Here is an 11,676-nt window from a genome sequence, read left to right as displayed (position 1 = left end):
GTACTGCAGGGGGGACCCTGTGGGAGAGTAGGACGCCGCCGAACAATTTTTGAGGAAACCCCCGCACTTCGGTGCGGGGGTTTTCTGCGTTTAGGGTGGTCGCATGAGTCTTCTCGCCGGGAACGAGTACATTGTCCGCGCCATACGGCCCGATGACTGGGAGCGGGTGAAGGAGCTGCGGCTGGACGCCCTGCGGGACCCTGTCGCGCACCTCGCCTTTCTGGAGACCTACGAGAACGCTGCGGCTAAGCCCGACTCCTTCTGGCAGGACCGGGCCGTCACCTCCGGGGAGGGCTCCACCACGGCCCTCCAGTTCATCGCCGAGGCGCCCGACGGGACGTGGGCCGGCTCCGTCACCGTACTCATCGAAGAGGCCGGGACGAAGGACTGGGCCGGATTTCCGGTCGAGCGGCGGCAAGGGCACGTCGTCGGGGTGTACGTGCGGCCCGAGCACCGGGGGAACGGGCTGATCGAGGCGCTGTTCGAGGCCGGTGTCGCCTGGGCGTGGAAGCAGGCGGCCGAGCGGGTGCGGCTGTTCGTCCATGAGGACAACGCGCGAGCGCAGGCGGCGTACCGGAAGATCGGCTTCGTACCGAGTGGCCTGGTGGTGTCCTTCTCGAAGGACGAGGCGGAGCAGGAGAGGGAGTTCGTTCTGGTGCGGCCCGCCTAGACCGGCAGCTCCTGATGGGGCCAGCGGGAGCGGGCCTGTTCGCGGGAGCGGAGCAGGGCGAGCGTCGGCAGGCCCTGGTCGGCTCCGGTGGCGAGCAGGGCCGGCAGCTCCGGGAACGGGGCCACGGCCGCGATGTCGTCCAGAACCAGAGTGAGTGGTGGGTCGAGCCGACCGGAGGATGACCGTTCGGCCATGCGCCGGCCGCGCTCGACCACGCTGGAGACGAGGGCCGTCAGGAGCGGCATCGCGCCCGGATTGCTCCGCGGGTCCTCGATGGATTCACCGACCACATAAAGCGTGCCCCCTTCTTGGATGAAGGAATCCAAGGCGAGCGCATCATTTCGGTTGGGAGTGCAGGCTTCGCGGATGTTGACCGTGAAGAGGGCCGCGAGGGCCCTGCTGGTCAGCTCCTGGGCGATGTCGCGGCGTTCGGGGTGGGCGGTGAGGGCAGCCTCCAGCTCGCCGGCGGCGCCCGGGGCGGCCTTGGGGTGGGTACGGAGGGTGCGGACCGCCTCTTGGACCTGGGTGCCCTGCGACCAGCGGTGGACGTGACGGATGGTGCGGTTGTCCAGGGCGGCGGCGTGCAGGTAGCTGCGGAGGAGCGTGGTCGCTGTGTCCGCCACCGCTTGGTCGATCTTGGCGGTGGGTTGTACGGGGGCCAGCAGGGCTGTTGCTCTGTGCAGCGCCGTTCGTTTGTCCTCGCAGCCGGTGGTCGGGGACCAGTGAAGGCGGGCCGGGGTGTCACAGAGGTGAGTGGGGTCGTAGAGGAGCGTGGGGCCCAGTTTGGCCTTCGCGTCCTTAGTGTCCGACCAGAGGGTGGGGTTGGAGGTGACGACGAGGGTGGGGCCGGGGGCCGTCCGGATGGCGTGGGTCGCGGTGGTGAGGCGGCTTTCCCTGGGTGCGATGACGATTTTCTCCCAGCCGCCCACCCGTTCACCGTCGGCCGAGAAGGCGCCCGGTCCCAGCGTCCCGGCCTCCCCGCGAGGTGCCGGAACCTCATGCTGAGGGGCGAAGGCGGACGCGGCACTCTCGAACACAGGCCCGGCGGGCCCGCCGACGCCCGGCCCAGCAGTCGTGAGTCCGCCAACCCCAGGCCCACCAGCCCCAGGCCCACCAGCCCCCGGCCCGTCAGCTCCAGCTCCCGCTGCCCCGGCGCTCACCGATCCCGTACCCGCCGGCCCGGCCGTCGCCGATCCGCCGCGCGTCGGTCCAGGCCCCGCCATTCCCCCGCCCTCGTCGGCAGCCCTCCGGGTCCTCCCGGCCTTCCACCGTGCCACCGTTCCCAGGACGAACATCGTGAGGACGAAGAGGATCATCAGTTGGCCTATGAAGAGGCCCCAGAACAGGCCCCAGCCGGAGAGTTCGGACGGCGGGGTGTCCGGCCAGGCGCCGGTGATGTCGTGGGGACGGCCGATGAGGTGGCGCATGGCCAGGGGCGTGCGGGTGAACGTGACGCCGGTGGGCCAGGCGCCCTGGGCGAACCAGGCCGCCAGGCCCGTGGCCGTCCACACCAGCACGGTCATGCCGAGGAGAAACGCGAGGATGCCGATCAGCAGGCCGTCGGGGATGCCGCCCTGGCCCTCCCGGCGGCTGTCCCGGCGGTCCTCGCGGCGGTCGTCCGGTCTCACCCTGTGCTCCCCTTACGTCCCCTTACGCCACCGTCGACTCCGAGTCGCCCACGTGCTGTTCCACGAAGGCAGCGGCCCGTTGCTCGGCCTCCAGTTCGGCCGCGCGCAGGGCGTCGTCGGCCGTGAGGTCGCTGGAGGACTCGGTCATCGCGCGGTCGGTGAAGACCAGCGGCCGTTCCGTCTCCGTGACCAGGTGCTTGACCACCTGGACGTTGCCGTTGACGTCCCAGACCGCGATGCCCGGCGTCAGCGTGGGGATGATCTCGACCGCCCAGCGGGGCAGGCCGAGGACCCGGCCCGTGGCCCTCGCCTCGTCGGCCTTCTGGGCGTAGATCGTCCTGGTCGACGCCATCTTCAAAATGGCCGCCGCCTCCTTCGCCGCCGCTCCGTCGACGACGTCGGACAGATGGTGGACCACTGCCACGAAGGAGAGGCCGAGCCGGCGGCCGAACTTCAGCAGTCGCTGGAAGAGCTGGGCCACGAACGGACTGTTGATGATGTGCCAGGCCTCCTCGACCAGGAAGATGCGCTTCTTCCGGTCGGGGCGGATCCAGGTGTGCTCCAGCCACACGCCGACGATCGCCATGAGGATCGGCATGGCGATGGAGTTGCGGTCGATGTGGGAGAGGTCGAAGACGATCAGCGGGGCGTCCAGGTCGATGCCGACCGTCGTCGGGCCGTCGAACATGCCGCGCAGGTCACCGTCGACCAACCGGTCCAGGACCAGGGCGACATCGAGGCCCCACGCCCGTACGTCGTCTATGGCGACGTTCATCGCCTCCGCCGACTCCGGCTCGGGGTGCCGTAGCTGCTCCACGATGTCGGACAGGACCGGCTGGCGGTCCACGATGGTCTCGTTGACGTACGAGTGGGCGACCTTCAGGGCGAAACCGGAACGCTCGTCCAGGCCGTGGCCCATCGCCACTTCGATGATCGTGCGGAGCAGTGCCAGCTGACCGGTGGTGGTGATCGCCGGGTCCAGCGGGTTCAGGCGGATGCCGTGGTCCAGGGCGGCCATCGGGTCCAGCCGGATCGGCGTTATCCCCAGCTCCTGGGCGATGAGGTTCCATTCGCCGACCCCGTCCTCGCCCTGGGCGTCCAGGACGACGACCTGGCGGTCCTTGAAGCGGAGCTGGCGCAGGACGTAGGTCTTCTCCAGGGCCGACTTGCCGTTCCCGGACTCGCCGAGGACGAGCCAGTGCGGGGCCGGCAGCTGCTGGCCGTACAGCTGGAAGGGGTCGTAGATGTAGCCCTTCCCGGAGTACACCTCGCGGCCGATGATGACGCCGGAGTCGCCGAGGCCGGGCGCGGCCGTGGGCAGGTAGACGGCCTGGGCCTGGCCCGTGGAGGTGCGCACCGGCAGCCGGGTCGTCTCCACCTTCCCGAAGAGGAAGGAGGTGAAGGCCTCGGTGAGGACGGACAGCGGATCCCGCATCGGCGAATCAGCCCCTACCTTCGGATGCCGGTGGCGAACGGAAGTGTGTTCACGAAGGCGCGGTGGTGCTCTCGGTCGCACCACTCCAGCTTGAGGTACGACTTGCCGGCGGAGGCCCTTATCGTCCGCTTGTCGCGGGCGAGGGCCTCCGGGGAACGGGACGAGACGGTGATGTAGCCGACGAGGTTGACGCCGGCGGCTCCGCTGGCGAGGTCCTCGCCGCGCTGGTCGAGGCGGTTGTGCGCGGCGATGTCGCGCGGGTCGACGGTCCGGTTCATCTTGGCGGCGCGGGACGCCTCGGCCTCGTCGTTGGTCTTCTCGGTGAGCATCCGCTCGATGGCGACCTCGGTGGGTTCGAGGTCCATGGTGACGGCGACCGTGCGGATGACGTCCGGAGTGTGGACGAGGAGCGGGGCGAGGAAGTTCACGCCGACGGGGGTCATCGGCCACTCCTTCACCCAGGCGGTGGCGTGGCACCAGGGCGCGCGGGTGGACGACTCCCGGGTCTTGGCCTGGAGATAGGTGGGCTCCGTGGCGTCCAGCTCGGCCGGCCAGGCGTTGCGCTGGGTCATCGCCTGGATGTGGTCGATGGGGTGGTCGGGGTCGTACATGGAGTGGATGAGGGAGGCCAGCCGCCCCTGACCGAGCGGCTGCCGTACGCGGATGTCGGCCTCCTGGAGCCGCGAGCAGATGTCGGTGAGCTCACGGGCCATGACGACGGCGAGCCCGGCGTCCCGGTCGACCTTGCCGCCGCGGGCGCGGACGGCGCGGGCCATGGCGTGTGCCTCGGCGGCCAGTTCGCGGCTGTAGTGCATACAGGCGACGAGGTAGGCGCGGTGCTGCTCGCTGCTGGTGGACACCATGGACTGGAGCTGGTCGTACGACTGCTGGAGCCAGCCGGGGGCGCGGGAGTCGCCGCGTTGGGCGACGTCCTTGGCGTGCGCGTCCGGGTCGGCCGGCAGGGTCCGGGCGAGCATCTGCAGGCGCGTGACGAAGCCGTCCCCGTTGGCGACGTGCTTGAGCAGGGTGCCGAAGCGGTCGACCAGCGCCTCCTGGTCCTCCGAGTCGCGCAGGCCCACACCGGGACCCTCGATCTCGATGGCGGCGGTGACGGTCTTGCGGTCGGCGTGCAGCAGTACGGCGATCTCGTCCGGACCGAAGGGCGCGGCGAGCCAGGTGATGCGGCCGATGCCCGGGGGCGGGCCGATCTCGATCTCGCGCCCGTCGAACCGGGTCCCGGCCTCCATGGCGGCGGAACGGTAGGCGGCGCCCCGCTTGACGGTGCGCTTGTAGCTGCGGTTGATCTCGAACCACTTGTAGAACGTGCGGCGCTTGTACGGCACGTAGACCGCGGCGAGCGCGAGCAGCGGGAAGCCGGTCAGCAGCACGATCCGCAGGGACAGGACCGGGACGAGGAGGCCGCACATCATGCCGAGGAACGCGCCGGCGACGATCAGGGCGATCTCGCCGGACTCACGGTTCCGGCCGATGATCGCGTTCGGCCGGGCGCGGCCGATGAGATACGTACGGCGGGGCGTGACCGGATGGGACAGGTGGGACTCGGTCGTCAACGCCCTTCACCTCCCGAGCGGTTGTTGCGGTTGTTGCTGGCGTGCGGAGTGTTGACCGGGCTGGACGCGCGGGGCGCGGGCGTGGCGGAGGGGACGGCTCCGCCGGTGCCTCCGGTCGGGGTACGGCTGCTGTGGGCGGCGACGCCGCCGGTGACCGGGTTGGCCGGACGGGGGGTGCTGCTGCTCGGTCCGCCGTTGTTGTCGGCGCGGGTGCTGTGGGTCTTGATGCCCTGGGCGACGAGGGTGGCCGGGGAACTGATGACGGCGGCGGCCTTGCTCTCGGCGCCCTGCATGATGCGGTTGCTGCGGGAACCGGCGATCTCGTCGCCGAAGCCGGGGACGAAGCGGTAGATCATCGCGCTGGCGAAGATGGCCAGCAGGATGATGGCGAGGCCGGAGACGACGGCGGAGAACGCGTCGGGGCCGCCGTCACCGGAGAGGGCGCCGGCGAGGCCGAGCACGATCACGATGACCGGTTTGACGAGGATGACCGCGATCATGATGCCGGCCCAGCGGCGGACGTGGCCCCACAGGTTCTTGTCGACCAGGCCCGCGTAGACGACGGTGCCGAGGAGAGCGCCGACGTAGAGCAGGGCGGCGCGGATGACCAGCTCCAGCCAGAGGACGCCGGCGGCGAGGATGCTGACCAGGGACACCACGATCAGCATGATGGGGCCGCCGCCGATGTCGTTGCCCTTCTTCAGGGCGCCGGAGAAGGTGCCGAAGAAGGTGTCGGCCTGGTCGCCGGTGGCTTTCGCGAGGACGTCCGTGACGCCGTCCGCCGCCGATACGACGGTGTACAGGATCAGGGGGGTGAAGGCGGAGGCCAGCACGGTGAGCCAGAGGAAACCGACGGCTTCCGAGATGGCGGTGGTGAGGGGGACGCCGCGTACGGCTCGCTTGGCCACGGCCAGCAGCCAGAGCAGGAGCGTGAGGATCGTGGAGGCGGCGAAGACGACGGCGTACTGCTTCAGAAAGGCCTGATTGGTGAAGTCGACGTTGGCGGTCTCCTTCACGGCATCACTGAGCTTGCCGATGGTCCAGGCGGCGGCGTCGGCACATCCCTTGGCCAGGGAGGCGAGGGGGTCGAGGGAGTCGGTGAGGGGGTTGCCGGGGGTGACACCGGAGGATCCGCCGGAGGGGTCACCGGACTCGCAGAACTTTCGGGCAGGAGGCGCGAGCAGGGAGCAGTCGGCGCTCTTGCTGGGAGTCGGTGTGGGCGAGGGTGCCGCCGCGGCTCGCGCGGCCAGGAGCACGGTGGCGGCCTGTACGGCGCCCACCAGGCCGGCGAGCTTGAAGACGCGCTGCGGGCTACCGGGCATATGTGAACCCTCCGAACTCCTTGACCGCCTTGCCGATCTCATCGGCACTGGAGACGGGGTTGTCTCCGGTGATCGGGGTGGGGCCTGTTTTCTGGCTGGTGTCCAGCACCTTCCAGTCGCTGCCGTCCCAATTCAGCTTGAAGGTGACGGTCGACCAGCCACTGGTCACAGGGTTGTTCGAGCTTTCACCGGCCAGGCCGAAGAGCGTGTTGCACCACACTTCGACGGTTGCCGCCTCGCTGCTGTACGACGTCGTCTTCGTGCCGGCCGGCAGTGTGCGGTCGACGAAGGTGGCGTCCTTGGGGGCGCTGCCATCGGCCTTGAGACCGATGTTCTTGAGGAAGTCCGCAGAGTAATTGGCGTCGAAAACCGACTGAAGCCGGCTCACGGTGCTCGGGTCGGCCACTGCTTCGATGATGCTGTGCCTGTTGGCCGTGTCGACCATGCCGTCGGACCACAGGACCACCGCATAGTTCGCCGCCGCGCTCTCGGCCCCCTGGGCTGTACGGGCGAAGCCCGAAGGGATGGTGCCGGTCTTTGTTTCGACCGGGTGGGTGCCCGAGGGGGCTGTTGAGGACGTTTGGGGCTTGGTGTCCTTCCCCGACGCCTCGTCAGCAGGTGAGTCTCCTCCCCGGTTCGCGAAGGCGATGGCGGCGATGAGGAGGACTACTACGCCTACCACCGTGACCAGGCTGCGGGAGGAGGAGCGGTGGGGGCGGCGGGGGGCGCCGCCGTAGGGGTCGGGGTCGGGGAGGCGGGTGCGGGTGTGGCCCGTCTCGGGGTAGTCGTAGCCCTGTTCGTCTCCGGGACTCATGCCGTGTGCGCTCCCTCACCCTCGTAGACGTACGACGGTAGCCGTGCTGGTTCCCGCGGGGGCGCGGTGTGGTGACTCGACATCAGGGAGACGCAACCTCAGCCGGTGGGCACGACGGGTGGGTGGGGTGGAGGGGACGGGCTAGACCGCCATGCCGTACACGATCGTGAACAGTGTGCCGAGGGATCCGATGATGAACACCCCGGTGAGCCCGGCGATGATGAGGCCCTTGCCCTGTTCGGCGCTGAAGGTGTCCCGGAGGGCCGTGGCGCCGATGCGCTGCTTCGCCGCGCCCCACACCGCGATGCCGAGGCAGAGGAGGATGGCCACGGCCATGACCACCTCGATCATCACCTTGGCCTCGTTGCCCAGGCTGCCGAAGGGGCCCCAGTCCGGAGCGATCCCGCCGATGATGGTGTTGATGTCTCCCTTGTCGGCCGCAAAGAGCATGTAAGTCACCGCCCCTGGTGGGTAGTTCCGTGGGTGCCCCTGCGGTGTGCAGAGGTCAGGCCTCATTGTCGCCGACAACGTCGCCAACGTATGTCGACTTGACGTCATTGACTGGCGGGTTTCGTACGAATAGCCCGTTCGGTCACTCTGTGTATCACGGCAGGTCACGCCGGGCAACGAGGTCGGAGCGGAACCGGTCGGGTGACGCGTCGCGTCGATGTTCTCACGGGGGACGGGAAAACGGGCCACGGCTGGGTGCCGTGGCCCGTCGGACCCGGCCGTGCAGAGGTAGCTGGTGGAGCAGCTGCCGCTGGACGGGGTGCCGGCCAGGGCGTAGACGCCGGCGGTGATCGGGGCGGAGGCGCTGGTGCCACCGAAGGTGTACCGGTCGGCGGTGACGCCGTAGGAGTCGTAGACGGAGACGCCGGTGGCGGGGTCGGCCGTGCCGCCGACCGCGGTGACGTACTTGGAGGCGGCCTGGTCGGCCGCAGCGTGGAGTGGCCGGTCAAGGCGACGGTGCGGTGACCGGGAGGCGCCGATGCCCGGCCCCGCTGGGCGCGCTGCTGGACACCTGTCCGACCTCGGCGTACGCCCTGAGCCAGCTGGTGGCGCGGGCCGTGTCGTCGACGTCTCCGCCGTGGTGGGCCGGCTAGGCCGCGCCGGGGACGCCGGCCGCGCCATCGCCAAGGCGGGCCTCGACGGGCCTCGACGGGCTGACCCGGGCGCTGGCGGTGGACCTCGTCCCACCGTCGGGCCCCGCTGACGTGCCGGGCACCTTCGCGGCCGAGGCCGACGCGGATCTGGCGGCCGACGGGGAACGAGAGGTTTCACAGGAAAATCTCAGCGAAGTCGGAAGGGGATTCTCACCTTCGTCGGACAGAGTGGGGCCTGATGAAGCGCACCTCACGCATCTCGGTCACCTCACGGCCCGCGTTGCTCGGAGCTGTGGTGTTGCTCGCGCTGACGTCGGCCTCCGTGGCCGCCGCCGACGACGGGCGGGGGCCCCTCGGGGTCACCGCCGACACCGTCGCGACCCGGCACAGCGCACGGGTGGGCGCGCTGTTCGACGCGGACCGGGCCGGCGGGCTCGCCGGCGGGCACTTCTGCACCGCCTCCGTGGTGCACAGCCCGCGGGGCGATCTGATCGTCACCGCGGCGCACTGCGTGGCCGGCGCCGACGGCGATCTGGTGTTCGCGCCGGGCTACCGGGGCGGTCGGGCGCCGTACGGGGTGTGGAAGGTGACGCGGCGGTTCCTGCCGGACGGGTGGGCCAAGGGGCAGGACGAGGACAGCGACGTCGCCTTCGCCGCCGTCGCCGGGCGCGACGGCGAGCGGCTGGAGGACGTGGTCGGCGCGAACCGGTTCGCGACCGGGGTGGCCACCGGCGCCACCGCCGTCACCGTCACCGGCTACCCCGACTCCCGCGAGGTGCCCGTCAGCTGCACCAACAGGCCGGTCGCGCACAGCCGTACCCAACAGCGCATCGACTGCCCGGACTTCACCAGCGGTACCAGCGGCAGCCCCTGGGTCAACGGTGACGGCCAGGTCGTCGGCGTACTCGGCGGCCATGAACAGGGCGGTTCGACGGCGGACACGTCGTACAGCGTGGTGCTGGGGAGCGAGGCGGCGGAGCTGTACCGGGATGCCACGGCCGGTGGCTGAGCGGGCTGAGGACGCGTCACCTGCGCTTCGCCACCTGTGAAATGGCGCCACTTCGCGCACAAATGGCCTTGAACGGCGTCCGCATGGGGGAAAGTTGAACCGTGCGGAAGGTATGGGTGATCGGTGGGGCGGCCGTCGGGCTCGGCATGGGCTTCGTCATGCTGCTGGTCGTCGGGGTGTATCTCGTGGCCGGGAACCTGGTGGGCGGGGTGACCGCGGGGAGCCGGGGGCTGGCCGAGGGGGCCGTTCCGGCCGCCTACAAGTCGCTGGTGCAGAAGTGGGGCAATCTGTGTCCGGCGCTCAGTCCCGCGCTGCTCGCCGCGCAGCTCTACCAGGAGAGCGGCTGGAACCCGACTGTCGTCAGCCCGGCAGACGCCCGGGGGATCGCGCAGTTCATCCCGAGCACGTGGGCGACCCACGGGATCGACGGCGACGGGGACGGCAAGCGGGACATCTGGGACCCGGACGACGCGATCCCGTCGGCGGCTTCGTACGACTGCGAGCTGGCGAAGTACGTGAAGGACGTGCCGGGGAACGTCTCCGACAACATGCTCGCCGCCTACAACGCGGGCGCCTACCGCGTCATCCGGGCGGGTGGGGTCCCGGCCATCAGCGAGACGCGGAACTACGTCCAGCGCATCCGCAGCCTGGAGAAGAGCTTCGCCGCGCCGGTCACCCGGATCGACCCCACCCGGCAGGCCGCCGGCGCCATCGCCTTCGCGCAGAGCAAGCTCGGCACGCTGTACCTGTGGGGCGGCAACGGCACCGCCGACCAGGGCGGGCGCTTCGACTGCTCGGGGCTGACCAAGGCCGCGTACGAGAAGGTCGGGATCACCCTGCCGCGCGTGGCCAACGACCAGTACAACGCCGGTCCGCACCCCTCACGGGACCAGTTGCTCCCGGGTGACCTGGTGTTCTTCTCCGACGACCTCACGGACTCGCGGGCCATCCGGCACGTGGGCATCTACGTCGGCGGCGGATACATGATCGACGCACCGCGCACGGGCGCCGTGATCCGGTTCGACCCCATCGACACCCCCGACTACTTCGGTGCCACCCGGGTCACCGAAGATGGCGCAAAAGCGCTCCCCACGACGGTGTGAACCGAGCGTGAACCCATCCCCTGAGCTGCGGTGATGAGTCTCTCTTCGATAACGTCTGCGTGATCATTCAGTGGAGAGTGGAACGTATTGACGGTGGGCGTGCGTTCCTGTTGACGTAGCCGAGCGGACGTCAGTGCGGCAGTGCAGCGGAAGCGGATCTACGAACCACGGGGGGCAGGAGCGACGCACATGAGGTGCGTCCGGGAAGACGACGAAGGGGCCGCAGCACGATGGCTGTACTCGCCGAATCCGGATCGAACCCCGACGTCGACCTGCTCTACGACATCAACGGCCTGGCCAAGGACGCGCCGCACTGGTTCGACCGGGTCATGGAGTTCGTCGGCGAGTACGGCCTGCTGCTCGCCATGGTGCTGCTGATCCTGTGGTGCTGGTGGTCCGTGCGGCGCCGGGGCGGCGCGGACGCCGCGCCCTCGGTGGCCGCGCTGGTGTGGGCGCCGCTCGCGGCCGGCCTCGCGGTGCTGGTGAACGTCCCGATACGGGGTTTCGTGGAGCGCCCCCGCCCCTTCGTGGACCACCAGGGCCTGGACGTCCTCGTCTCCGGCAAGACCGACTTCTCCTTCGTCAGCGACCACGCGACGATCACGATGGCGCTCGGCGTGGGACTCTTCGTCGCCCACCGCCGCTTCGGCCTCGCCGGCATCGGCCTGGCCCTGCTGGAGGGCTTCTGCCGGGTCTACATGGGCGTGCACTACCCGACGGACGTCGTCGGCGGCTTCGCCCTCGGTACGGCGGTCGTCCTGCTGCTGTCCCCGCCGGCCACGGCCCTGCTCACCCCGCTGATGCGGGCCGTGGAGCGCTCGCCGCGCGCCGGGTGGCTCGTGCGGCGGCGGTCGGCGGCGGACAGCGGCCGGGACAACGCCCTGCTGCCCGGCGCCCGCACCCTGGAGACCGAGGAACGGGACCTCGCGGCCTAGGCCCTGTCGTCAAACTCCCGTCTGCCGCGCGACGCCATGCACGCACTCTCGCCGCACCGGGCCCCGACCCAAGTACATCCAGTACG

At 70.1% G+C, this 11,676-nt stretch carries 10 protein-coding genes and 1 pseudogene; 4 read left to right on the top strand and 7 right to left on the bottom strand.

Features of this window, described 5'->3' with window-relative positions; all coding sequences use genetic code 11:
* The first annotated feature begins 103 nt into the window (after positions 1-103).
* On the top strand, positions 104-670 hold the full coding sequence (locus tag AB0L21_RS39180; protein WP_365711402.1) for a GNAT family N-acetyltransferase: 567 nt from the start codon (positions 104-106) through the stop codon (positions 668-670).
* On the opposite strand, the gene AB0L21_RS39175 is transcribed toward AB0L21_RS39180, so the two are convergent.
* The 7 genes and pseudogenes from AB0L21_RS39175 to AB0L21_RS39145 form a co-directional block, all read right to left on the bottom strand.
* The gene (locus AB0L21_RS39175) at positions 667-2,298 is read right to left on the bottom strand and encodes a type IV secretory system conjugative DNA transfer family protein (protein ID WP_365788722.1); all 1,632 of its coding nucleotides are present in this window, start codon (positions 2,296-2,298) and stop codon (positions 667-669) included. The two genes, AB0L21_RS39180 and AB0L21_RS39175, sit on opposite strands and share 4 nt — an antisense overlap.
* Before the next feature lie 22 nt (positions 2,299-2,320).
* Entirely contained in the window at positions 2,321-3,733 is a 1,413-nt protein-coding gene (locus tag AB0L21_RS39170; RefSeq protein WP_365711398.1) for an ATP-binding protein, read from the bottom strand.
* Positions 3,734-3,747: 14 nt separating this feature from the next.
* On the bottom strand, positions 3,748-5,304 hold the full coding sequence (locus tag AB0L21_RS39165; protein WP_365711396.1) for an SCO6880 family protein: 1,557 nt from the start codon (positions 5,302-5,304) through the stop codon (positions 3,748-3,750).
* On the bottom strand, positions 5,301-6,626 hold the full coding sequence (locus AB0L21_RS39160; RefSeq protein ID WP_365788721.1) for a hypothetical protein: 1,326 nt from the start codon (positions 6,624-6,626) through the stop codon (positions 5,301-5,303). The genes AB0L21_RS39165 and AB0L21_RS39160 overlap by 4 nt, the downstream gene beginning before the upstream one ends.
* Entirely contained in the window at positions 6,616-7,440 is an 825-nt protein-coding gene (locus tag AB0L21_RS39155) for a hypothetical protein (protein WP_365788720.1), read from the bottom strand. Before AB0L21_RS39155 ends, AB0L21_RS39160 begins: the two co-directional genes overlap by 11 nt.
* Positions 7,441-7,581: 141 nt before the next feature.
* Positions 7,582-7,890: a hypothetical protein gene (locus tag AB0L21_RS39150; protein ID WP_014673544.1), complete on the bottom strand. Its 309-nt coding sequence runs from the start codon at positions 7,888-7,890 to the stop codon at positions 7,582-7,584.
* A gap of 261 nt (positions 7,891-8,151) precedes the next feature.
* Positions 8,152-8,331 (bottom strand): annotated as a pseudogene (locus tag AB0L21_RS39145) (peptidase S8); the annotation flags it as partial.
* Positions 8,332-8,781: 450 nt separating this feature from the next.
* Here AB0L21_RS39145 and AB0L21_RS39140 point away from each other — a divergent pair.
* From AB0L21_RS39140 to AB0L21_RS39130, 3 genes are all read left to right on the top strand, one after another.
* A complete protein-coding gene (locus AB0L21_RS39140) occupies positions 8,782-9,552 on the top strand; it encodes a trypsin-like peptidase domain-containing protein (RefSeq protein ID WP_365788719.1) in 771 nt (256 codons plus the stop codon).
* 101 nt (positions 9,553-9,653) lie between these two features.
* Positions 9,654-10,655 carry a bifunctional lytic transglycosylase/C40 family peptidase gene (locus AB0L21_RS39135; RefSeq protein ID WP_365711388.1) on the top strand — a complete coding sequence of 334 codons (1,002 nt, stop codon included), beginning with the start codon at positions 9,654-9,656 and terminating at the stop codon, positions 10,653-10,655.
* Positions 10,656-10,885: 230 nt separating this feature from the next.
* Complete coding sequence (locus AB0L21_RS39130) at positions 10,886-11,590, top strand: phosphatase PAP2 family protein (protein ID WP_365788718.1); 705 nt, start codon at positions 10,886-10,888, stop codon at positions 11,588-11,590.
* Positions 11,591-11,676 lie beyond the last annotated feature (86 nt).

Origin of the sequence: Streptomyces sp. NPDC052721 (assembly GCF_040678315.1) — a bacterium.
Classification (GTDB): Bacteria; Actinomycetota; Actinomycetes; order Streptomycetales; family Streptomycetaceae; genus Streptomyces.
This window is presented reverse-complemented; position numbering and strand designations above follow the sequence as displayed.